Annotated in this window: 18 protein-coding genes; 4 read left to right on the forward strand and 14 right to left on the reverse strand. The window is 53.8% G+C overall.

The window, feature by feature from the left end:
- The first annotated feature begins 34 nt into the window (after window positions 1–34).
- From purE to ACN0UH_RS04090, 4 genes are all read left to right on the forward strand, one after another.
- Entirely contained in the window at window positions 35–526 is a 492-nt protein-coding gene (gene purE / locus ACN0UH_RS04075; protein WP_417660858.1) for a 5-(carboxyamino)imidazole ribonucleotide mutase, read from the forward strand.
- 22 nt (window positions 527–548) lie between these two features.
- Complete coding sequence (locus ACN0UH_RS04080; RefSeq protein WP_087518826.1) at window positions 549–1,631, forward strand: 5-(carboxyamino)imidazole ribonucleotide synthase; 1,083 nt, start codon at window positions 549–551, stop codon at window positions 1,629–1,631.
- A 173-nt stretch (window positions 1,632–1,804) separates the two neighbouring features.
- Entirely contained in the window at window positions 1,805–2,050 is a 246-nt protein-coding gene (locus ACN0UH_RS04085) for a GlsB/YeaQ/YmgE family stress response membrane protein (RefSeq protein WP_417660859.1), read from the forward strand.
- A 156-nt stretch (window positions 2,051–2,206) separates the two neighbouring features.
- Window positions 2,207–2,743 (forward strand): DUF3299 domain-containing protein, encoded by a 537-nt coding sequence (locus ACN0UH_RS04090; protein ID WP_417660860.1) that lies wholly within the window; start codon window positions 2,207–2,209, stop codon window positions 2,741–2,743.
- A gap of 45 nt (window positions 2,744–2,788) precedes the next feature.
- On the opposite strand, the gene ACN0UH_RS04095 is transcribed toward ACN0UH_RS04090, so the two are convergent.
- From ACN0UH_RS04095 to tssH, 14 genes are all read right to left on the reverse strand, one after another.
- Window positions 2,789–4,075, reverse strand: a complete 1,287-nt coding sequence (locus ACN0UH_RS04095; protein ID WP_417660861.1) for a glycosyltransferase — start codon at window positions 4,073–4,075, stop codon at window positions 2,789–2,791.
- Between the two features lie 923 nt (window positions 4,076–4,998).
- On the reverse strand, window positions 4,999–5,850 hold the full coding sequence (locus tag ACN0UH_RS04100) for an XAC2610-related protein (protein WP_417660862.1): 852 nt from the start codon (window positions 5,848–5,850) through the stop codon (window positions 4,999–5,001).
- A complete protein-coding gene (locus ACN0UH_RS04105) occupies window positions 5,847–8,522 on the reverse strand; it encodes a glycoside hydrolase family 19 protein (RefSeq protein ID WP_417660863.1) in 2,676 nt (891 codons plus the stop codon). Before ACN0UH_RS04105 ends, ACN0UH_RS04100 begins: the two co-directional genes overlap by 4 nt.
- Window positions 8,523–8,563: 41 nt before the next feature.
- The gene (locus tag ACN0UH_RS04110; RefSeq protein ID WP_417660864.1) at window positions 8,564–10,609 is read right to left on the reverse strand and encodes a type VI secretion system tip protein VgrG; all 2,046 of its coding nucleotides are present in this window, start codon (window positions 10,607–10,609) and stop codon (window positions 8,564–8,566) included.
- 21 nt (window positions 10,610–10,630) lie between these two features.
- Window positions 10,631–11,650, reverse strand: coding sequence for a serine/threonine-protein kinase (locus ACN0UH_RS04115; RefSeq protein WP_417660865.1), 1,020 nt, complete (start codon window positions 11,648–11,650; stop codon window positions 10,631–10,633).
- Between the two features lie 9 nt (window positions 11,651–11,659).
- Complete coding sequence (locus ACN0UH_RS04120) at window positions 11,660–12,391, reverse strand: PP2C family protein-serine/threonine phosphatase (protein WP_417660866.1); 732 nt, start codon at window positions 12,389–12,391, stop codon at window positions 11,660–11,662.
- Window positions 12,391–15,933 carry a type VI secretion system membrane subunit TssM gene (gene tssM / locus ACN0UH_RS04125; protein ID WP_417660867.1) on the reverse strand — a complete coding sequence of 1,181 codons (3,543 nt, stop codon included), beginning with the start codon at window positions 15,931–15,933 and terminating at the stop codon, window positions 12,391–12,393. The genes ACN0UH_RS04120 and tssM overlap by 1 nt, the downstream gene beginning before the upstream one ends.
- Complete coding sequence (icmH, locus tag ACN0UH_RS04130) at window positions 15,930–16,811, reverse strand: type IVB secretion system protein IcmH/DotU (RefSeq protein WP_417660868.1); 882 nt, start codon at window positions 16,809–16,811, stop codon at window positions 15,930–15,932. Before icmH ends, tssM begins: the two co-directional genes overlap by 4 nt.
- A gap of 2 nt (window positions 16,812–16,813) precedes the next feature.
- Window positions 16,814–18,145 (reverse strand): type VI secretion system baseplate subunit TssK, encoded by a 1,332-nt coding sequence (gene tssK, locus ACN0UH_RS04135; RefSeq protein ID WP_417660869.1) that lies wholly within the window; start codon window positions 18,143–18,145, stop codon window positions 16,814–16,816.
- Window positions 18,146–18,148: 3 nt separating this feature from the next.
- The gene (gene tssJ, locus ACN0UH_RS04140) at window positions 18,149–18,631 is read right to left on the reverse strand and encodes a type VI secretion system lipoprotein TssJ (RefSeq protein ID WP_417660870.1); all 483 of its coding nucleotides are present in this window, start codon (window positions 18,629–18,631) and stop codon (window positions 18,149–18,151) included.
- A 5-nt stretch (window positions 18,632–18,636) separates the two neighbouring features.
- Complete coding sequence (gene tagH, locus ACN0UH_RS04145; RefSeq protein ID WP_417660871.1) at window positions 18,637–19,845, reverse strand: type VI secretion system-associated FHA domain protein TagH; 1,209 nt, start codon at window positions 19,843–19,845, stop codon at window positions 18,637–18,639.
- A gap of 19 nt (window positions 19,846–19,864) precedes the next feature.
- Window positions 19,865–19,999: a type VI secretion protein gene (locus ACN0UH_RS04150; RefSeq protein ID WP_417660872.1), complete on the reverse strand. Its 135-nt coding sequence runs from the start codon at window positions 19,997–19,999 to the stop codon at window positions 19,865–19,867.
- A gap of 74 nt (window positions 20,000–20,073) precedes the next feature.
- On the reverse strand, window positions 20,074–21,585 hold the full coding sequence (locus ACN0UH_RS04155; protein ID WP_417661104.1) for a sigma-54 interaction domain-containing protein: 1,512 nt from the start codon (window positions 21,583–21,585) through the stop codon (window positions 20,074–20,076).
- A gap of 10 nt (window positions 21,586–21,595) precedes the next feature.
- On the reverse strand, window positions 21,596–24,220 hold the full coding sequence (gene tssH, locus ACN0UH_RS04160; RefSeq protein WP_417660873.1) for a type VI secretion system ATPase TssH: 2,625 nt from the start codon (window positions 24,218–24,220) through the stop codon (window positions 21,596–21,598).
- Window positions 24,221–24,231 lie beyond the last annotated feature (11 nt).

The following is a 24,231-nucleotide window of genomic DNA, read 5'->3' on the forward strand; positions in this document are numbered from 1 at the left end:
CGCGCCAGCTGGCGCCAAAGCAAGAGGCACAACGATGAGCACACTGGTAGGCGTGATCATGGGCTCCAAGTCCGACTGGAGCACCCTTAGCCACACCACCGAGATGCTGGATAAGCTGGGTATCGGTTATGAGGTGAAAGTTGTTTCAGCTCACCGCACCCCGGACTTGCTCTTCCAGTACGCCGAGCAGGCTGAGTCTCGCGGTATCCAGGTGATTATTGCTGGCGCCGGTGGCGCTGCACACTTACCGGGCATGTGTGCGGCTAAAACGCACCTTCCAGTCCTCGGCGTGCCGGTGCAATCGTCGATGCTTTCAGGTGTTGATTCGCTACTCTCTATCGTCCAGATGCCCGCCGGTGTTCCGGTTGCAACCTTGGCGATCGGCAAGGCTGGCGCAATTAACGCGGCATTGCTGGCGGCGAGTATCCTTGGCCATCAACACCCGCAGTTTCATGAGGCGCTGAAGAAATTCCGTGCTGAGCAAACTGAAACTGTTTTGGACAATCCAGACCCGCGTCACGCTTGAGTCGATCTAAAAGGGCTGTGTTATGAAAATCGGTGTAATCGGTGGCGGCCAGTTGGGCCGCATGTTGGCACTGGCGGGGACTCCGCTGGGCATGAACTTCGCTTTTCTCGACCCGGCGCCAGATGCCTGTGCGCAAGCGCTGGGTGAGCATATTCGTGCCGATTACGGTGATCAGGATCATTTACGCCAGTTGGCTGATGAAGTCGATCTGGTGACTTTCGAATTTGAAAGCGTCCCGGCTGAAACCGTTGCCTTTCTGTCGCAGTTCGTACCGGTTTATCCAGGCGCGCAAGCATTGCGTATTGCCCGCGATCGTTGGTTCGAGAAGTCGATGTTCAAGGACCTTGGCATCCCGACGCCGGAGTTCGCTGATATTCAATCGCAAGCGGATCTTGATGCCGCCGTCGCCAGCATTGGCCTGCCAGCCGTGATGAAGACCCGCACCTTGGGCTACGACGGCAAGGGACAAAAGGTTCTGCGCAGCGCTGCAGATGTTGTCGATGCCTTTGCTGAGCTGGGCAGCGTGCCATGCTTGCTCGAAGGATTCGTACCGTTCACTGGCGAAGTCTCGCTGGTCGCTGTGCGTGGTCGCGACGGTGAAACGCAGTTTTATCCGCTGGTGCACAACACCCATAACAGCGGCATTCTCAGCTTGTCGATCGCCAGCAGCAATCACCCACTGCAGGCGCTGGCGGAAGATTACGCCAGCCGCGTGCTGGATGAACTCAACTACGTGGGTGTATTGGCGTTTGAGTTCTTTGAAGTCGACGGTGGCTTAAAAGCTAACGAGATCGCCCCGCGTGTGCACAACTCCGGACACTGGACGATTGAAGGCGCTGAATGCAGCCAGTTTGAAAACCACCTGCGCGCCATTGCTGGTTTGCCTCTGGGCTCCACGGCGAAAGTGGGCGAGAGCGCCATGCTCAACTTTATTGGCGAAATTCCGCCTGTGGATAAAGTGAGCGCCATTGCCGACTGCCACTTGCACCATTACGGCAAGGCATTCAAGGTTGGGCGCAAGGTTGGCCACGCCACCGTGCGCAGTAAAGACCGCGCTACGCTGGACCAACAAGTTGCCGCCGTACAGGCCCTTATCGATGCCTGATGAGCTGACCTGGCGCTGCGCAACGCAGCGTCAGGGGAACCTCCATTCAGATTGGCCGTCAGATTGCTGAGCGCCATAGTTGTTCTAGACTGTGGTTTGAGCGCCAGTATCGTCCTGTGATGATGCCTACTGCTTGAACTCAAGGCGCAATCATTTGAAATGGAGAACAAGCCATGGGAATTATCGGCACAATTATTATCGGTCTGATTGTCGGTCTAATCGCACGCTTCCTTAAGCCTGGCGATGACAGCATGGGCTGGATCATGACCATCCTGCTAGGTATCGGTGGGTCGCTGGCAGCGACTTATGGTGGTCAAGCGTTGGGCATTTACCAAGCGGGCCAAGGCGCCGGGTTTATTGGTGCAGTCGTGGGTGCAGTGGTTCTACTGTTTATCTACGCCATGGTTAAAAAGAACTGATACAGGTTCTGTCGTTGTTCTGCAAAAAGCCACCGTGTGTCGCCACACGGTGGCTTTTCCATTTGTAACGGCCTACCGCCGTTGCAGGGCTGACGCTTGCATGTGCCTGCCGACTGGATAAAACTGCAGGCCTGCTTTTCGCCGGGACGACTGTTGATGTTGCGTTTGTTAATACTGCCTCTGTTGCTGATCAGCAGCCTGGCCTTTGCTGAGTTGCCCGAGACTGACTGGCTGGAGCTGATGCCTGCCGAGGACCAGAAGGCCTTGGAGAACATGCCGGATATCAGCCATGACAGCCCCGAAGAAGACAGCACGTTCTACCAATCCGGTGGCCTTAAACAGCGTGATGCAAAGCTTCCCGCAGTCATGTACTCGGCTAAAACCGTAGCGGCGTTTAACGGTAAGCAGATTCGTCTTGGCGGTTATCCTGTGCCGCTCGAAAGTGATGCCAAAGGGCGCAGCACGCTGTTTTTCCTCGTGCCATACCCCGGTGCCTGCATTCACGTACCGCCTCCGCCTCCGAATCAACTGGTGCTGGTGCGATATCCAAAAGGTATCGCGCTGGAAGATATCTACGCGCCGCTGTGGGTTAGCGGTGAGATTAAGGTCGAGAGCGTCAGCAACGATCTCGCAGATGCCGCCTACGCGCTGGATGCCAGTGAGGTTAGGCTTGTCGAGGAAGAAGACCTGTAACGCAGTGCACGGCGCACCTTTAGTAGGCTTGCACCTGTGGATAAGTCAATTTTCGGTTCTATTCTTCGCAGCAATCCACTGTGACATGTATTGCGTGCTTTTCAGTGTGTGATGACGAAGCATGCTACCGATGAAGTTGCTGCGTCGGTGCGCGTCGAGATTTTCGCTTAACTGAGTAAGCTGGCTAATCAGTTCGCTTCCCAGACGCTGGCGATCAAAGCGCTGCTGCAAAATTGCAGTGCCTTGCGCTTGAGCCTGCAGCCAGCGGTTTTCATCTTCATACAGCGTCGTAGCTGCATCGGCAAAGGCACTTGCGCAATCCACCACCGCTCCACCCCAAGGCATATCGCCATGCATCCCTTCGCTGCCAATTGCGGTGGTGATGCTCGGTGTACCGCAGGCCATTGCATCCGCCAGCTTGCCTTTAATTCCCGCACCAAAGCGCAGCGGCGCCAGGCACACCCGCGCTTGGCCCATGACTTGATGTGCGTCATCCGCCCAGCCCAGCACATGAAAACCTTGCTTGGGGTTATGCAGTGCAGTGGCTTTGGGCGGAGGATAAGCGCCATATACATGCAACTGAGCGTGCGGCAGCCGTTGGCGAACCAGCGGCCACAGCGCGTGCTTAAGCCACAGTACAGAGTCCCAGTTAGGCGCGTGGCGGAAATTGCCGATGCTGATGAAGTGCGCCCGCTCGGCGAACGGAGCGGGCTCGCTGGAGCTGGGTATCAACATCAATGCGCAGTCGTGAATGAGCGCGGCAGGCACCGCAAAGGCCTGTTGCAGCAACTGCGTCTCAAAGGTTGAGATCATCAGGGTTAAGTCGCTACGAAAGATCGCTGCGACCTCGCGCTTGGCGGTATCTAACTCGGCCATTGTGCTAAAGAGTTGGTCAGCGTCTGCGGTTACTGCGCCTACATGCTGCTTTTCCGCCTCGCTTGCACAGGCTTGCTGCGCATTTTTCAGCAGCAACTGACGCGCCTCACGCAAGCTGTGCAAATCGCAGGTGTCGAGCACGCGCAGGGCTTTAGGACAGGCACGCTCAACGCGCCAGGCGAACTGCTCCTCAGTGAAAAACCGGTCGAACAGCACCATGTCTGGCTGCATTTCAGCTACAAGTTGGTCAAAGCTGTCGCAGTTGAGCGCAACCTGAATCTCCGGAATGCCCAGCGTAGTTAAGTCAGCCCGGTGTTCTGACAGCGCAGCGGCGCTGGCGAAGACCACCTGCCAATCTTGCGCTTGAAACAACTCCAACAGCTCCATCATTCTACTGCCCGCAGCCGATGAGCGTGGTTCTGGCCATACGTAGCCGATAACAAGAATCTTGTGCATAGGAGAAGAGAGTCAGCTGTCGAAAAAACGAATTGTAACGGACTTGGCGAGCTAAGCAGTGATGAGCGCTAGAAGAGTAAGCGCCCATGAACCGTACATTAATCGTCTCGTCTTGCCCATCGCCGGTCATATCTGTGTGGATTGTTTTTAGGATATTTAAGTCAGACAGTGATGCGTCGTGTTCTTTGTCCTGCTCTGTACTAGATTGTATAGTTTTACCTACTCCAAACGCTCAAGTTTAGTTTATGGAGGTTGATTGAGAGGAAGGTTACATTGATAGGTATTTTAATGTTTATCGTGAAATTTTCCGATATATTTTTGTTTCAATCTAGGTCAAGCAAGTTGTCTTGCACCGTGTCTGGAATACAAGCTATATATGTGACGAAGTGAGAGTTTTTTAAGACTAAGACTCCACTGCTTGGCTCTTGAGTACTTGCAGATCTATTGATTTTTGTTATGACTGTATATGCGTATACGTCATTTTGGAATGTTATAGAGTTTGATAATTCACTGCCTGAAATATGGTCTATAGAAACTTCTACGTGTTCTCTGTTTTTGGTTAGTTTAAGCTCTGGCTGGTGATTTTTCCGACCAAACACATATGTCAATGTGTTTTTTGTACTGTATACACTAATGCTTTTATTATTCTCCGTTTCGCACTGGAACACAGGGTTAGGCTTTTCTGTGCCCTGTGCTAATACAGGAAAATACATAATGAAAGACAGAGCGATATAAATATATTTCACGCGCACCTTCAACCTTTAGAAAACGCTTATATAAGTTTTTAGTTAATTAAATCTACCTGTAGGGTTATGCTGTATTAATCTAATATTTTTAAACTCCATAGCCTTGTGAAGTTTGCCCTGCGTTCAGGATGCCTGGCGGTATTTTCGTTTACAACTTTAGTTATGCTATCCACAATTTTATTGTGCGCAATATTTAATGTTGTCGCACTTTAACCAAGCTTTTATGATGCCTCCTTTTTTAGTGATGTATTTGATCTGGTACCAGAAAGCGTTATTTTCAGTTGCTATAAAGTTAGTGAGAGCGACTTTGTCATCCCTTATTAAGTACATTTTAGTAATTGAATCCTCATTGGGCTCCTGATAAAGCATTGCTTTCATGGATATGACGGAAGTCGAAAGCTGAGTGCGAAGTGTATAGTCAAGGTTGTTAGTCACAAGTGTATGATCTGTTTTGTCTTTTGCTAGATAGATTGTTCTGTTTATATAATCACATCCAATACAGTTGTCGGATATTTTTAGTGAAAGTTTATTGTTTTCTATTTTGTAAATGTCTTCGTGCCATTTTGCATTGTTCTTGTAACTGCTAACTAAATAGTTGTTTTTTATTACGTAGTTACATAGTTGTTTTGGTAAGCTATCCAAATATGTGAAAGAGTTTTCGGCGCTGTTGTATTGATAGACTTTAGAGCAAGCGTTAACGCTCCCTTCTGCCTCGTGTGTCAGAACTATTTCTGGACTACCGTCCAGCGTTAAATCTTCTACGGTAACCTTAGAGTAGCCATTTTTGATAGAATTTAACATGTCTTGCGGAGGAGTGATCGCTCTGCACGTGTCTTTTATGCAAGCGCTGATCGACAGGGAGTGCAGAGATTTTGTAACGACAAAGTTTGTTGTGTCTTCAGCTGTCGACGTAATAGGGCTTTTTTCTGACGCCATTGCGCTGCTGTTTAAGAGGGCCACAAACAAGCTGATTGTAATTGTACAAAAAATATGCGTATTACTATTATTGTTGCTAAGGTTATTTTTCATTTTAAGCTCCATTCCTTCTTGATGGCCTCAAAAATTTTTATTCGCTCTGCTAAGCCATTGCTTCCGCCATTAACAGCTAGGGTTATCAACTGAACGTTGTTAGGTTCATGTTCAATCAGTATATTGATGTCACCCTTGGCGTTGTACTTTCTGTGAATGCCACCATTATTTCGCCAATACCAACATGATACGTCCACGGCATTAAACATTTCTGATGCAATCTGATCTGGAAATTCTGTGAAATCGATTCCTCTGTAACTCGAATACTTTTTATAGTTGTTTTTCCACGTGAGTTGAATCAAACCTTTCCCTTTATATCTAGGTCCATCTCCTATTGTAGTATTCCCGTTTTTCTCTGCATCTCTATGTTGGCCGGGGTTATATCCTTCCCCTGAAGCAAACTCAATTGTTGTCTCAAAATGTGCAGATTCATGAAAGCATTGTGCCAAAAAATGCGCCTGTTGATAGCTAGTGGTAATTTCATACCTTGTTAGAGCTGCATTTAATATTTTTACAAATTTATATTTGTCGATGTTATATATGGCAGGATAGTTTTCCCTGAAATTTTCTATGAATCTACTCGACCCACCACGTCCGGTGAACCATGCTCCAGGCTTTCCGAGTATTTTTTCAAGAAATGGAACTGTTATTTTACCTTTGTTGTGTGATGAGAAGCTTCCCAATAAAGCGGTAGGATTTAAATGCCACGCCTTCCCATCTGCGCTTAAGCCTTGTTGGCCTGCTAGTTGATCCCACCAGCTTAATTTCTCAATACGTTGCTTTTCGGCTGTCCAGATCAGGTTTGGTTCACTGGGTTCTGGGGTGAGGATGTCGTCGAGTTCGTCCCATTTAGCAGGGTTTTTAAACCACTCGCTCTCGTATTTGGTGATGATCTGAGAGAGGGCTTGGGCTGACCAGGGTTTAGTCAGTGCCGAGGTGATTTCACGGCTGGTCAATTTGTCGTCTTTGTTGCTATCGACGATTTCGTATAGACGAGCGGTGCTGGTTAGCGGGCCGCCATCGACTTTATTGATCATGGTTCGGTAATTGGCTTGTTCGTCTTTATCGAGCATGCCCATAGCGTCTAGGGCATAGGCTACGTGTTCGACGGGTTTACCCGTCTCTTCAATGTAGTCATAGCCTTCCCATTCCCATGGGCTGTGTCGGGTAGTGATTAGTTCTTGCTCGCACAGCCAACCGCTGATTGGCTTGCCGTTTTTATCCGCCAAAAGGTCATCGAGCCGCCACCAATACGTAGTTTCGGGCGGTTGGCCGGCAGTCGCTGGCTTGCTGATCTTGATTTTATGGGTGGCTGGCAATGCGTCCAGAAGGTTTTGCGGGATGGTAATGGTTACACCGATCTCAGTTCCCGCATCGGTCAACTTCGGGGGATTGGTCTCGCTGATACCGTCGTGGTGGGCAATGAGTTTGCTCGCACCTTTGTGGATCTTGAGCAGTGTTTTCTGTCCATCGGCTAAGGATGCAGCCCAGGCTCGGCTTTTACTGATAAAGCCAGGCACATCATCACAGCTGAATAGCTCAACGTGAAGTTGCTGCTGGTCCACACCATCATTATTTTGATAAGTACCGATGTGGCCGATTAAATCTCCAGCCTTGATAGTGGCGGGTGTGTCGAGAGTAACGATGCTGTCAGTGTTTTTTGGTTTTGCATCGGCAACTAAAGATTCAAACCAGACGTAACCAGGAAGCTTGCCGTCGACTGCGGGTATCAAGGCGGGTGTTGAAATGCCACTGACGATAGATTCGAGTTTGCGGTATCTGCCTGTGCCACTGATGGTTATCACGCTTGCGCGCGGCAGCACGGCGATAATTTTTCCGCCTTGCTCGGTTTCTCTAACATTGAGCCCGAGTATTTCGGTTGCGGGCTTGTCTTTGGAGTCCTCCTCGCTAATCAGGTATTGGTCAGCACCCAAGCTGTGCATTTCCCCTTTATAAACCCAAGCATCTCCGGTTAGCTCAGGCACGTTGGGTGTTGTGCTGCTGACTTTCAGCCAGCACCCATCTGGACTCGCTTCGCTGGCTTCAACAATTACGCCTCTTGGAATGACGCCATAGATAGTGCTGTGTCCTGTTTGGCCGGGATAACCTGCGCGCGCATTGAGGCCGAGAACGGCGTCCTTCGTATCGCTTTTGACAGCATATTCAGCACCTTCGCCCCAGAAGCTTGGTTTGGCTAATTTGTTGTCGACTTGGTAACTCTTCCAGTCCTTCAAGTGCATATACAGGCTAAACAGAGTAATGCTCGGTGGAGTGGCGGTTGCAGTTTCCGCTGATGCTTGGGATGTCTCACTTTCAGGTTTTGTCGGCTTCTCAGGCGCTTGCAATGTGTGCTTTACCAAAACAAAGCCTGTCGAAAATGCAGCTGTGGTCTGCATTGGTGGCTTACCCGGGTACACAGTTGTTGGGTAGGACGCGTCTATGCGGTAGGCGATGACTTCTCCATCAGCAATACATTTGACGCTGGACTGATCAAAATTATTTGCAGTGCCTTTGTCGAAATGTATACCGCCATGCCACAGACCGTTTGCACCAATTGGGTACGTACCACCAGCGGCATTACTCAATGCAGTCAACATTGAAAATGATCCGTCACTCGCTTCTTTGGCTGGGCACGGCAAGCTCCAGTTGGTGATCAACACTTTGTCATCCATGTCTAATCCCTAGCTTTAATCCATTGAATTGAGCAGGCAGCTCAACTTGAAAAATTAATTGAACGGTTGGCTTTTTTTAGCGGTGTAACCGTTTGGCTTAGTGCTTGGCCTAATGCCTCACCAGCCGAGTCTTGGTCTGCTGCTCCGGGTAAGCCGGGTGCAAGTATTCCAATCCCAGAGCCCTTACCCGGAGATCCACCAGCGTTGTAGCGGATGATTGGGCCGACCATGCTGATGCCGCTTGGGTCGAGTTTGATAAAGCTGCCGCCCGCTTGCAGGGTGAGTTCTACGCCGGCTTCAATGACCATTTTCTGGCCAGCCTTGAGGTGGATTTCGCGACCGGATTTTGTCAGTTGCGCGGTGCCAAGTTGGGTGTGCTGGCTGACGCCAATGCTCAGGTGATCGTTGGCTTTGGTTTCGACTTTGCGCTCGCCGGTAACGGTTACATGTTCTTCGGCTTTGAACTCACTGAAGCTGTTGGCTTCGACGGTGTCGTGGCGTTCGTTGCCGATGTGGATTTTCTGGTCGTGTTCGATGTTTTCATCGAGATCGCGCTGGGCGTGGACAAATATTTGTTCCTCGCCCTTTTTGTCTTCCAGGCGCAGTTCGTTGTAACCCGCACCGCCCGGCGTGCTGAGGGTTTTAAAGGTGCTGCGGGTTTTGTTCGCAGGCAGGGCATAAGGCACATTGTTTTCTGCGTGGTACAGGCAGCCGGTGACGACGGGTTGATCTGGGTCCGCCTCAAGAAAGGTCACCAACACCTCCATGCCGATGCGAGGAATGGCAATGCCGCCGTATAGGTCGCCTGCCCAGTTGGAGGCGACGCGCAGCCAGCAGCTGGACTTGTCGTCGCCGCTGCCCTCACGGTCCCAGTGAAATTGCACCTTGATGCGGCCGTACTCGTCGCAGTGAATCTCTTCGCCCGCAGGGCCCGTGACCACGGCGGTTTGGCTGCCCAGTACTTGTGGCTTGGGATGCTTCAGCGGAGGCCGGAAGGGAATATCCCAAGGTGTTGCGATAAAGCTATTGCGGTAGCCTTGCTGGAAGTCATCCGCGTCGCCAACGTCATGGGTCATGGACTCTTCGAGCACTTGCGGCTGTTTGCCTTCATGGCGAACCTGATGGATTAGCCACAGATCATTCCATTCGCTGCGCGGGTGATCTGAAATTTCCAAAAAGTGACCGCTGATCAACCCCGGCTGGTCGCTGTTACCTTCGGCCAAACGATAGTCGCTGCGGTGGCGTTCAACTGCGCGTTGGCTCAGGTGCTTGCCGCGTTCGCGCTCGCTGAAGTGGCCGGGATAGCTGTAATCCTCCAAATCCGGCAGAGCTTTGGCGTCTTCGTCTTGTGGCTGCTTGTAGGCAGATTCTAGCAGCAGGCGCGGGGTCTCAAAGTTGTAGTCGCGCTGGGTGACACGGCTGCTACGCGTTTGTTGGCGCATGGCAAAGCGGCGGATCGCCGGTTCATTGGCAACCATGCCGCTGCCGGGTAAATAGACCGTCGGCTGGCCCAGCTTGGGGAACACGGTCTGGTCATCACCAAACACCAGTAAGTGAGCGTCCGGGCTGTGCTGGAAGTGGTAATGAATACCTTCTTCCTCGCACAGGCGCTGAATAAAGTGCAGGTCGGTTTCATCGTACTGCACGCAGTATTCGCGGGGCGGATAGACAGTCGGGCCCAGCTGGAATTGGTAGCTGTTGCTGAGAATACCGTGCTCTTCAAGCACCACACTGATGATTTGAGGCACGCTTAGCGCTTGATAAATACGCTGGTTGGTGCGCCGAGCCAAGTAACTCAGCTGCGGCACGATACTCAATTGATAACGGGTCAGGCGTTTACCTGACTCACGCTGGGCAAAGCTTTGGATGATGCCGTGAATACCCGCGCCTTGAGGGGTAAAGGCTAGAAATGCGGCTTTGCCAAGCAGGCTCTCAAGGTCGATATCCGGCTGCTCGCTGACCACCTCAATCTGCAAATGATAGGGCTGATTAATGCTTTCAACGCCCGTGAAGTTAAGTACCTGCAAGTCGTTAGGCAGGTCTTTGATGTTCAGGCTGAAATGGGTCTCATTGGCCGGATTGAACATGTCGGTTTCCTTGTGCAGTAATCATCCTTTGGCACCTTTTGACGAGAAATGACTAAGCCATCCGGTTCGTCTCACAGGCTCGGGCGTTTGAAACGCATGCAGTAATTCGGTGCAGCACTGGCTGCGGTGTTGTGTCTCGAAAGCAATCGCCTTGAGCAACGCATCCCAGCAGTGCTGAGGAATTTGGTCGGGGCGCTGCAGTTGTTGATCAAGCTTTATGTTCATCGCCTGGCGTGCGCTCAGGCGCTGGAACGGATGCTTGCCGCTGCTTAGCTCAAGCAACACGCAGGCGAGGGCATAAATATCGGCGGCTGGGGTCAGCGGCTCGCCGTTGATCAACTCCAGCGCGGCATAGCGCGGCGTCCACGCATTGAAGCGTCGGCGCGACAAACGCGGTAAACCTGCAAGCAAACCGTCTATTGGCTGGCCCAGACCGTAATCAAATAAGCGCAAACCATCATCGGCGAGTAACACGTTGCTCGGTTTTATATCGCCGTGAAGCACACCTTGTTGGTGCGAGTAGAGCAGTGCTTCGATCAGTGGAATTGCAATTGATCGCAGCTCATCCCACGGCAACCCGTGTGGGTTGTCGCAGAGCAACTGATCCAGAGTTGGGCCGTTTAACAATTCGAGGGTGATGAACGCCCGCTTGCTCGCCATATCCACATCAAAGCTGAATACACGCACTACATGCGCGTGTTGTAGCCGGGAGGTGAGCGCAAACTCACTGAACAGCAGTGCGTTGGCGTCAGGGTATTCAGCGAAATCATCGCTCAATGTTTTTAGCGCAATGTACGGGTTCGGGTCGCCAAATTGCTCGCGCAATAAATCCCGGGCCCGATAGACAACGCCCATGCCACCGACACCCAGCAAGCGCTCGAGCGTGTAGCGATTGCCGAATATTTCCGACACCTCGCTCAACCCTTCAGGCGCCTGTTCCGGTGCCGATTTGGCGGCATTCTCGGCAAAGGCAAAGTAAGTCAGATCGTCAGGCTCGTCATCGAGCGCTGCTGGCCTGTCGGCGGCATTCTGGCTAGTCATTCACCGTCCTCATTGGCGCACCAGTACGGCGCTGAGGTTGTCGCGCGCGGGGCCATCAAGCACTTGGTCAAACATGCGAGAAATGGCCAGATGCGGCGATGACAGATTGAGTTGAGCACTGATCGCATCGGCGCTCAGGCCTTGATACAAACCGTCGCTGCAGAGCAAAAAGGCATCGTTGGGGAACACATCCAACTCAATCGTCTCGAGTTGAAGGTCCTCATACGCGCCAATCGCTCGGGTCAGCGCGTGCGAGCCTGGATGGAACTTGGCTTGCTCAACGGTGAGTTTTTTCTCGTCGATCAACTGCTGTGCGAGTGAGTGATCACGCGTGAGTTGGTAAAGCCGACTGCCGCGCCACAAATAGCAACGGCTGTCGCCAGCCCACACACATGCCGCTCGCTCGCCATCAATCAGCAGCGCGACCACTGTGCTGCCGATTACAGCATCAGGGCGCGCAGCGGTGACGGTCAGTTCCTGGCCGAGGCGCCGATTTAACTCATGCAGGCATTTGCGCACGTGCTTGAGGCGCTCCTCAAGCTCGCAGTCATGCGGTAAATCAGCGAGCTGCTCGACAATCAAACGACTGGCAAGCGCGCCGTTTTGATGGCCGCCCATACCGTCGGCGACCACCCACAAACCGCGTTCTGGCATGGCCAGAAACGCGTCTTCATTACGTGCACGCACTTTACCGGTCTCGGTTCGCGCGACACTTCGCCATTGGCTAACTGCGCTCTGCATCAAAGCGCAGCCGGCAGTTTGAAACTGCGCAACATGTTGATGTCGAATGGGTTTGGTGTGCGCTGGCTGTGCAGCAAGTAGTTCGCACGCAAGCCGCCCAAATCAGCTTTGAGCAATAACACATCGCGGCCACTGTGGTAGTCGACACTCATGACATCGAGCAGGCGGAACAACGACCATGGCCCGTTATTCTTCTCAATGCCAACGCGACGACCATCAAGTTCCTCAAGGACCAAGCTGGTGCGGCCTTCATTCGCTTGGGCTGGCCAGCTGAATGAGGTTTGCACGATTGGCCCGTGACGGTACTCAAGGTTTTCGTCGCCGAAGCGGAAATCCGCACGCGCCAGGCTTGAATCCAGTGAGTAAGGCTCCAGCGTAAACAACACCTGAGGCTCGTTTGGATTCTCCGCAAAGAAACTGCGGCGAATGGTTTGAGCGTTGCCCATTTGTCTCAGGAACGAACCTGAGATCGGCATGCCCTGGCCATCCACACGGCGCAATTGATACTTGCCCGAACTGCCGCGTACAAAAGGCTTCAGGTAGCTGTCGAAGAAGTCCTGAGCAATACCATCCGCTTTGAAGAACTCACGGAAGTCGGCAATTGCTACGTCGCTGTCACTGTCAGCACTGAATGGGTAACGGTTGCGCAGCGAGGTGCGGTACGACCCGTACAATTCGTTCTTGTAGCGCTTGTTGAGGTAGCCGTACGCTTCATTCAGCGTCAGCGTCCAACTGCCCGTTGCCAGAGGCTGAATCCAGCCCTGTACCGGCATTGGCAAGCGTGCGGCGGCAGCAGTCACTTGGTCGATCGCATTAGAGCGACCACCCATGCGACCCTTCGCTTGCTCAAATGCCGATTGCTCAGGTGCGCTGGCATTGGCCAGGCTATTGAGTTGTATCTGCAGTTCGCTCAGCGCTTGTTGAGTGGCTGCCAGTTCTGGGCCCGGGCCGCCTTCTTTGTCGAGCAGGCGATGCAGTGGCTCAAATTGACGCTGAAGGGTTTTGCGCGCAGTTGCTGGCAGACTGTCGGCCAGCGAGGTCTTGGCTTTTTCCGCCGCAGCGGCTGCAAGCTTCGCGGCTTTACCCAGTTTGCCATTTACCCCTTTGACGTCACCTGCCGCTGCAACACCATCTGCAACCTCGCCGAGCCCAGCAAAGCGGGTGTTCTCACGCACCTCAACCAGCAACTGCACCAGTGGCGAATTAGCGGCGGTGAGTGCGGCCAACTCCTGTGAGCCTTGCGTGGTGCTGGAGATCGGCTGGATGGATATCTTCGCCAGCGCCTCACTCCAGTAGTTGGCGTAATCGCGGAAGTACAATTGCTCCATCTCGACCAGCAAACGGCTCAAATCTTTGCCGCTGAGGGTTTCTGACTTGTCGTCGCCGAGCACCCAGTTGTCCTGCAGGATGTTGCGCACCAGATCGCCGCCTTGAGCGACAAACATCTTCTGATAACCCATCTGCGTGTAGAAACCGGGAATTGTGTAATCACTGCCGATAAACAGTCGCGCTTGTGGGCCAAGATTCTGGCTCAGGCGGTACTCTGGCAGGCTACGCGCTTGATCACGAAGCATGCGATAAACCACATTTGCCAGCGATTCACTGCGCAGTATTTGTCGTGCTTGTGCAACCAGAGGGCTGTTTAGCGCGTAGGGTTTGAACGGACCACTGAGCAAGCGTGCGAAATGATCATTCAAGCTTTTTTGCGCAGTGCTATTGCCGGAATAACTCACTGACCAGTCAGCGGCCATCCAGTCTTGCAGATACGCAGGGTCACGGCGTGATTCGAGGTTGAGCATCAGGTAGGCGCGCAAGCTGTTGAGCAGTCGCTCGCGGTCATCCATGTTGGCGCGAATCTGCGCCTCAAGCTGACGGGCCACGCGCGGTAGCAGCAGCTCCTCCAACTCTACGCGATAAGCGCTCTGCACCACCGGGTCAACGTCTTCGCCCTGGTACAAACCTGTGCGCTGTAAGTAGGAGACATCATCAATAGGCGGGAAAACCTGAGTTGCCGCGTAGCTCTTATCCAGCGCGCCAAGGATGCGCAGGGCGTCATCTTGTGGCGTTATTTTAGCCTGCTGTTGGGTCAGGTCCTGAGCAACGCTGCGTACTTGTTCAAGGCGTCCGTAGTTTGATGAGAAACCATTGGCCCAAAGAAAACCGAAGATTGCCAGGCACGCGATTGCGCAGCCGTACATGATCCGGTGACCCCAGTCGATACGGCGAACTTCGCGTTTATCCAGCCCAGCCAAATCCGACTCAGGAAAGATCACCCGGCTCAACAGTTGGTTGATAAAGCGGGTGCGGCCTTTACGGAAAGTCGGCAGAGCGCTGTTGATCAAGCCAAGGTTGTCGCCAATGCTCGCGGTCATGCCGTCAAGTTTGCTGTCTAACTCTGGCGCACTGGTGAAATAGAAGCCACGCAGGCGGCTGGCGCGCTGATAACGGTTGCCGCTAAAGGCCAGTTCAATGAACAGACACAGGCGCTCGCCGACCTGGCCAAGTTGGTGCGGGAAGTCGAGAATACGGCCACGGCGCAAGGTGTCGCGCTCTTGGTGCATGCGCAAAATAACTTGGCTGTTGAGGCGAGTGAGCAAGGCTTCGAACTCGCGGCGTACCACTGGGGTGTCGCTGCTGTTTTGATCCTTGCGAAAGCTGGCGCCGAGCACCTGATCGCTTTCTTCGCGGGACAGTTGATCAAAGAACTCATCAAAACCAAGCACTTTGTCGGCTTTGCTGACGGCCAGATAGACCGGAACATCCGCCCCAAGCCGTTGGTGAATCTCTTGTAGGCGTTGACGGGTCTGACGTGCAAGTGTTTCCAGTGCCTGCTCAGATTTACCTTGCAGGTCATCCAACGCAATATTGATCAACACGCCATTGAGCGGACGGGCACGACGTTTGCGCAGCAAGTCGAGCAAGGTGGTCCAGGCGCTGCCGTCGACTTGTGGGTCTGGTTGAGTCAGATAGCGCCCGGCGGTATCGATCAGTACGGCATGTTCCGCAAAGTACCAGTCAGCGTAGCGCGTACCGGATACGTTCTTGGTCATGCGCGAGGCGTCGCCCCGGTTGAGCGGGAACTCGAGTCCGGAAAAATCCAGCAGGCTGGTTTTACCGCTGCCTTGTGGACCTATAACCAAGTACCAAGGCAGATCATTGCGCCAGCGTTCGCTGCGGCCTTTGTACATGCTCGAGCGCTTGAGAGTGCGCAGTGCGTCTTTAAAGCGGCGGCGCAATTCGTGCTGCTCGTCGCTGATCTGACCTTCGCGGCGCAGGCGTTCTTGAGCTTGCTCGTCGTTTTCATCGGCTTTCTTTTGCGCAGTCGCTCGCCAGCTGACGAACACCATTGTCAGTCCCCAGATCAGGAACAGAAAGCTGATGGTTAACAGGCGGCTGGTGGCTGATGCCCAGAATTTGTGGTCGTTGACCGCAAACAATGGGCCAGCGAACCAAACAATCAGGGCAATGAATAGAACCAGCAACAGGCTCCAGACCCATGTTTTACGCAGGAATACGGCTACTTTGCCGAAAAAGCTCTTCATTTTGGATCATCCATGACCGCTGCAGAGGTCGGTAGATTTTGCTGAAATGGCTCAAGCGTGGTGTCGCGTTGCTCGCTCAATACCCAGGCGAAACCGCTGTACATAACACCTAGAGAGATGACGGTGAACAGTGCAACCATCCACCATGGCACAATGCGCACAAGGCGATTGCGAGCATCTTTCAAGCCTTCCCAGTGCGGTGAGATATCCCGTGGAATATCGCCACGCAACTGGCGGATTTGCCGGTAAAGGCTGTCGCGTACCGCTTCCAGTTCGAGCATGCCGCGTGGCAGGACGCGGTACTTGCCTTCAAAACCGAGCGACAGGCACAGGTACATCAACTCCAGCATGGGCAGATGTTTGACTGGGTTGCGGGCGAGGCGCTCAAGCAGCAGGAAGAACTTCTCGCCACCGAATGTCTCGTTGTGAAAGCTGCTCAGCAGGCTCATTTTCGACCACTGGCTTTCATTGCCCCACGCCGTTGTGACGACCGCTTCGTCAAGCACCGTGCACAGTACATAGCGCGCCGCCATGACTTGGCTGTTGTCAGCGCCTTCATTGAGCGAGGTGTGTTCGAACAAACGAATTGCACTGCTCAGACGCTGATGCAAGCTGGAGAGGTCTTCGTGCTCATAGCTGTGCTTGAGCCTGACCACTTCAGAGAGCAGTGGCGAAGCAGCAGCAACCAGCGGGTTGAGGCTGATGTTGAAGCTTTCCGATGGCCGCAGTCGTGCGGCGTAAATCATCCGCTCTTCGAGCTGTTCGAATTTTGGCGCGGTGGCAAAATCGGTCAGCGGGCTTTGTGCTGGAGCGCCACCGTCTCGGCTCAGAATGACGGTTTTGTCACCCTGGCTGTAGTTGTCATCCTTGTTACTCATAGTCAGTTCCTGATCGCCCAGAATTTCAGCTCAAGCTCAGTAAGCTCGCCGGAGACATGGAATGCGAAGCCGCCGGAGCGCTCCAGTTGTGCGCGCTCTTCGGTGGTCAATTCCAGTGCGAAATAAGTCTTGCCGGAGTGGAATGGGATCTGCCGTGGAGCCACCGACAATGGTTTCACCTTGATACCCGGCAGATGCAGGTTTACCAGTTGGCGAATGCGTTCAACTGGTGCGACTTTAAGGTGCGCAGGCAAGCGGCGGCGTAGTTCCTCGGAGTCACACTGGGCACTGGCTGCAAGCACGAACGATGACGTGTTAAGCAGCTTGTGGTCGTGTAGCGGTGAGACCTGAATACCGTACTGACGCTGTTGCAGCAGAAGTTCGATCGCGTGTTGTTCAAGCACCATCGAAAGCAATTCGCGCAGTGCGTCCATCAGCTTGCCAAAACTCTGTGCCTGATCGCTGTGCAGGTAATAACTGTCCAGGCGTGGGCGTTTACTCTCGCCGGAATAGGTTGCCAGTTCGCCGAGTAAAGCCAATAGTTCACGGTAAATATGCTCGGGGTGAACATGCTCGATATTCAGGTAATGACGCAACACCGGTTCTGAGCGGTTGATTAGCTGCAGCATCAAGAAGTCGCCAACTTCGGCGCCTGCGACTTTGCCAGATGCGCGAATCCGCTCGGCGAGAATATCGCCACGATGGCTGAGCATGCTGATGACTTCTTTCAAGCATGAAAGCAGGTAGCCAGATGCCTTGAAATTGACGTAGCTCGGCATGAACTCGGTGTCGAGGCTGACAACCCCGGCCGGGGTGCTGTCGAAGATCACACACAACTGCAGTTTGACGAACGCCTGGTCGCTTTGCTGATCGCCCAACAGCAAGCGAAAGTCCGGGCGGGCGCAACTGACTTGGCTGCTGGCGGCGTCATCGGCATTCGAGTCGGCGACATTCTCGACCACGGCGGTATAGCGCGACAGCACATCTTGCTGCTCAGGTCGGCGGCTTTCGATGTGGTTGCCCGTGACCAGCGGCAACGCCAGGTAAACCGGGGTGTTGCCAGTGCTTGGCGGTATGTCGATTACCAACGGCTCGCGCTCACTGCCAAGGTCAAACAGGCTGCCGTCGGGCAGTACACCGCTGGCCTTGCTCACGACCAATTTGCCCATGTTGAGGAATTGGCGGTCGATCTCCAGCTCGAAGAAACCCCAGGCATAGCTATCAAGCTTTTGCGTGCGGGTCTTTAACTGGTAGTCGTAGTAGCGGTCATTTTGTTGAAAATGCTGCGGGCGCAGCAGCATTCCTTCTTGCCAGACTACTTTGTGTTGGCTCATGGTTTAGTCCTTGCCCGCTTCGGCGTCGGACACCGCATGTATGCCTTCTTTATCAAGGCGCAAGTTGATCTGGTTGAGCGCTTTGTCATGCAATGGAATGACGAATTGCCATTGGGTTTCTGGCAGGTCGCGATAGGCTGCGAGAACACCCACATAACGGCTGCCTTCTTTTACCGTAAGCTTCAGCTGGCGGTTTTCGCCTGGACGTAATTCAAGCTCTTCAAGCGCGACCAGGTCAGGGGAAAGGGCTTCTTTTGGACGCTCATAAAGCGAGAAAAAATCTGCATTCTGGAAGGCAACCGGGTGCTTCAGCTCCATCAATCGAATGACGATCGGAGAAGGGCGGTTGCTGATATCAGGATTAAGCTCGCTGCTGCCTGACAGGTTCAGTTCTAACTTGGTGTGGCTCGAGTATGGCGACAGTGCTGAGCAGCCGGTGAGTGCCAAAAGTGCGGTGAAGACCAATAGGGAAAGCAAGCGTTGCATGGAAATCATCCTTGAACGTCATTGTTGAGTGTGGCGATCAGGCGAACCTGTTCTTCGTAAGTAGTGGCAAAGTCGCGGGCAAACAGGCGCTCATTCCACTCATTGTTTTGTTCGAGATTGCTGTGCAGGCGGCGGTAAGCGCGCCAGCGGCTGCCCGAGGTGGCCCACAGCGGTTTGCGACCGTCGCGTTCAAAACGCAGGATTAATTGCTCGGGCGACAGTTGCTCAAACACACCTTTAACCGCAGCGCGGCTGGCAGCCAGCAAGGCAACCTGGTGCGCTTGCAGGTCACGGAAGCCACGGCTGATGGCTTGTTCAGCGGGTAATTGCCCCGGCTTTTGCCCACGCAATAGCGTGTTCATCACATCGCTGGTGTCGGTGCTGGTTTTCAGCGGGTTATTACCGGTGCTTTGCACAGTGGTCAGGGCCAGGCGCATTTCGTTTTTCAACTCGCTGCGCGTGCGCAGGCTTTGTTGCAAGCTGCTAACGCTTTGTCTGAGCAACTTGCCAGCTTGTAGCGCCAAGGCCTGGCGGGCAGGCTCGTCAAGGTCATGGAGCGGTACGCCAAGTGCTTCTGAAAAGCGCTGCCAAAAAGCCTCGGACATTGGCTCTGGTGCGGGCGCTGCGGGCTTGCTGGCTTGCGCGGCACTGGGCGCTACCAGCTCGGGAACCAACAGGTTTTCGGTTTCGACCCGTGCGTAATCATGTTGCTGCGCATCGCTCAGTTCTGGAACGTCAAGCGCAGCCAGTTCATCGCTGGGCTCATAACCGTGGCTTTGCTCTTGCTGATCCAAGGCGTTAAGCGGGTCCAGATCAAGAAAGGCGTCATCCGGAATGATGCTGCTGCCGGTTGTGTGCGTGAGCCCAATATCAGCCTCAAACTTGCTTGGGTCCTGGATCAGGCGGGCGCGTACCTCGAACTCGCCGAGGCAATAGATGCTGCCGTGCTCAATGCGATGCGGCTCTTGCTTGCGCAGATTGGCGCCGCTGTCTTTGAGCTGAATACCGTTGCTGCTGACATCTGTCAGGTAAAAGCCACCATCGCGAAAACTGATTTCGGCATGGCGGCTCGAAAGAACGCGTTTGCGGTCGGGTAGAACCCAGTCGCAGGTGTCCGCACGGCCGATAATGCCACCGGCTTGCTTGAAGGTTTTGCTGGTCGCAAGCCCGGGCAAAAATTGCTGGGCGCTGACTACGTCGAATACCAGTTCCATGGTGCCTACACTCCTGAGATCAATTGCCGCGTTCGTCAGCTTGCGGGTCGCCTAGTGGACGAAATTCATCGTCGTTAAACTTGTAGTTACTGTTGCAACCAGCAAGTGTCAGCATTACAGCTAGCAATGTTATGGCCCAGAAGTGTGGCTTCATCTTGAGTTCCTTATCGTTAAAGCTGGCAGAGCTCAGCGGGTGTTAAGTGTTGTGATTTAGTATTTTTAAGTCGTTCAAATATCGTCTGGGCTGATGCCCAAGCGCTCCATTCGATACAGCAAAGTTCTGCGTGGAAGCCCCAGTTCACGGGCCGCCTTGCTTTGATTGCCGCGGTTCCTGCGCAGGCTGTCGAGCAAAAAATTTCGTTCGACTTTCGCCATGCGTTCGCGCAAATGGGTCGCAGTGTCGCTGGCTGTTTCGCGATTAAGGTTGAAGTGCTCGGGCAACAGTTCATCGTCTTCACAAAGCAATACGGCGCGCTCAACTAAACCTTTCAGCTGGCGCACGTTGCCCGGGAAGTTATATTGCGCAAGCGCGGCCAGGGTCTCTTCGGACCAGCGACAAGGACTGCGCTGAAGGAACTCGCAGGTGTTTTCAACAAAGTGTCGTGCCAACAGCAGAATGTCTTCGTTGCGCTCACGCAACGGTGGTAATTCAATTGGGAAGTGCGACAGCCGATAGAACAAGTCTTCGCGAAACAGACCCTTTTCAACTTGGCTTTGCAGGTCGTGATGCGTGGCGGCAATGATTCGCACATCAACTTTATGCGTGTCGTTGCAACCCAGCGGACGGACTTCACCTTCTTGCAGAACGCGCAACAGTTTGGCTTGAAGGCTAAGTGGCATGTCGCCTATTTCATCAAGAAACAGGGTGCCGTTGTCAGCAGCATCAAACAGGCCTTTATGGTCGCGATCAGCGCCGGTAAAAGCACCTTTGCGATAACCAAACAACTCACTTTCGAGTAGATGTTCAGGCAATGAAGCGCAGTTCTGTACGACGAAGTTCATACTCCGGCGCGAGCCACAGTTATGAATCGCGTGGGCGACCAACTCTTTGCCAGTGCCGGTTTCACCGGTGAGCAATACGCTCACCGGGTTATGCAGGACTTTGCCAATCAACTGATAAACGTCGCGCATGGACTGGCTATTGCCGATCAGGCCGTAACCGCTGGTGCGGATGGGCTCGACCTGCACTTGCTGTTGCACTTCGCTCGGCGGCGGGAGCAGGCGATGCATCAATTGCAACTGGTTGACCCCGAAGTTTCCGAGCAGGCTCAACGAGTCAGCAAAACCTTGCAGGTCTTGCGTTTGGTGGCTGGCGCATAACAACAGACCGCTGACATGTTGCTGCTTATCAACAATGGGTAAGCACAGCAAGCTACGCCATGGCTGCTGGGTGGCCGGTAAGAACTCAGTTTGATGCAGGCTGTTGTCGAGTTCGTTAAGGCTCAATACACGGTTTTGGCACAGGCAATATTGCAGCAGTTGCTCGCCGTCATAATCACTCGGCAAACTGTCGGCAGCCTGAGGCTGTTGCAAGCCATCGAGCCATTCTGCGGTTAGCGTCAGGCGTGTATGCGTACTGTCCAGCAGGTAAAGCTGGCTTAGCGCCGAGCCAGTCAGTTCAGCGGCGGCCTCAACCAGCCCGCTGAGCAGGTTGTCGGCATTATTGACCTGAGCCAAGCCCGCCAAGCGCTGTAGCAGCCCCTCCGCATAACACAAAGGCTGTGGCACCTGAGCGAGAATGGACGGTACGTTAAGTGAACTCACAGACCACTGCTCCATGCTCATCGAGAGTTGCGTGAACCTGAGTCAAGGTTTCGCCGCTGGCCATTGCACCGAGCAGGCGGTCGACCACCAACGGCTGCAGGTGCTGGTCGATCAAGTGATCAATCAGGCGCGCGCCGCTTTCGCTATGGGTGCAACGCGCGGCGAGGTTTTCGACCAGGGCCTGACAATGACTGAACTGCAACTGGCGACGCTGCAGGCGTTCGGCAAAACGTTCGAGTTTCAGTGTGGTCAGTTCGTGCAGCACTTCACCGCTTACCGGGTAATAAGGCACTACACGCATACGGGCGAGCAACGCTGGTTTGAAGTGCTGGCTGAGTGCCGGGCGGATGGCCTGCTCTAGGTCTTCGGCGGCTGGACGCTGACCGTTCTGGCACAGTGAGTCGATACGCTCGCTGGCCAGGTTCGACGTCATCAGAATCAAGGTATTGCGGAAGTTGATCTCGCGACCTTCACCGTCGTTCGCCACGCCTTTGTCGAAGATCTGGTAGAACAGGTTGAGTATGTCCGGATCGGCTTTTTCGACCTCATCCAGTAACACCACCGAATACGGTTTTTGTCTGACCGCTTCGGTGAGCATGCCGCCTTCGCCATAACCGACATAGCCCGGCGGTGCACCGATCAGCCGCGAGATGCTGTGCTTCTCCTGGAATTCAGACATGTTGATGGTGGTCAGGAAGCGCTCACCGCCGTACAACAAGTCAGCCAACGCCAATGCCGTTTCAGTTTTGCCAACACCGCTAGGCCCGACCAAGAGGAATACGCCGACCGGTGCATCTGGCCGGTTGAGACCGGCAGCAGTTGCGCGCATGGCGCGGTCGAGTGCGCTAATGGCTTGTTCTTGTCCGCGTAGGCGCAGACGCAAGTCTTCAGAGAAACTGATGACTTTGCTGTTGTGTTCGCGCGCCAATTGGCTCAGCGGTACACCCGTCCAGTGGCTGATAACCTCGGCAACCAAGCGCGGGCATACTTCATAGCTGACCAGACGTTGCTGGCTTTGCTCAGCGTTTAGTTCAGCTTGTACTGCACGCAATTGGGCCTCGAGCTCTTCGAGATGAAGCGGTTCGAATGGCTCGCTCTGCTCATCGGCTGCAACGTTGGTCTGCGTGTTGAGCTGTTGGCGAGCATTAGCGCAGCGCATGCGCAGGCTTATTATTTGTTGGGCTAAGTCACGCTGAATCGCCCAACGGGTTTCTAGCTGTTCAAGTTCCGCACGGGCATCACGCAAACGCTGCTCAAGTTGTTCAGCCGCTACGTTATCGATATTCAGACCCGAGTCGCGGTCGCGTCGTTGAGCTTGGACTTGACGTTCACCTTCAGCGATCTCGTTACGCAGTTGCTCAAGTGATTCGGGCGCTGCTGCCAGGCTGATGCGCACGCGGGCACACGCGGTATCCAGCACATCGACAGCTTTATCCGGCAATTGCCGTCCTGCGAGATAACGTGCGGAAAGCTCAGCGGCGGCAACAACAGCATCGTCGCGCAGGTAAATGCCGTGGCTCTTTTCATACACCGAAGCAAGGCCGCGCAGAATCGTCACGGCTTCAGGCACGGTGGGTTCGTGCAATTGAACTGGCTGGAAGCGTCGCGCCAGTGCTGGATCTTTCTCGAAGTACTTCTTGTACTCGCTCCACGTCGTTGCCGCGATGGTACGCAGCTCACCACGGGCCAACGCTGGCTTGAGCAGGTTCGCCGCGTCACCACTGCCAGCCTGGCCGCCTGCACCAATCAAGGTGTGCGCCTCATCGATGAACAGGATGATCGGTTTCGGTGAAGCTTTGACTTCGTCAATAACGCCTTGCAAGCGACGCTCGAACTCGCCTTTGACGCTGGCCCCGGCTTGTAGCAAACCCAGATCCAGACACAGCAACTCAACGCCTTTGAGCACTTCAGGGACTTCGTCAGTGGCGATGCGCAGGGCGAGGCCTTCGACAATTGCTGTCTTACCGACACCGGCTTCACCGACCACTATCGGGTTGTTCTTGCGCCGCCGAGCAAGGATATCGACCATCTGGCGGATCGCTTCATCGCGACACAACACCGGGTCAAGTTTGCCGTCCCGTGCTTGCTGGGTGAAGTTGTGGGTAAAGCGCTGCAGGTTCGACTCTGCACTGCTTGAGGTTTTTGCGTCGGTAGATTGCGGTTGTTGAGACATTGCAAAGTCGCGCAAACGTTCCGCATTCAGTTTGCCGAGCAGGCTTTGATAATGGCTGCCGGCATAGCGCATCGGGTTGCGCAACAACGCGAGGATCAACGCCGCCTGATCAATTTGGCTGCTGCCCAACTCCAGGTTGGCAACCAGCAATGCATCCTGTAACCACTGCACCAGTTCGGTCGAGAACACAGGGTTGCGCGTCGCACTGTGTTCGCTACTCGGGTGCAGGGCTTTGACAAGCTCGCCGGCATCAATTTCAGCATCATTCAATGCACGTTGCAGCAAGCCTTCCGGACGTTCTAAAAGGCCAAGCAGCATGTCTTCAACCAGCACTTTGTTGCCGCTACGTACTACGCAACGCTCAGCCGCCATTTCGAGATCGCGCTTAGTTTCGGCATCAAGTGCTTGTACCAGTTGTTGTAAATCGACGTTTATCATTTCATCTGTCC

The sequence above is a fragment of the Pseudomonas sp. genome (assembly GCF_048265905.1).
In the GTDB taxonomy this organism is placed as follows: Bacteria; Pseudomonadota; Gammaproteobacteria; order Pseudomonadales; family Pseudomonadaceae; genus Aquipseudomonas.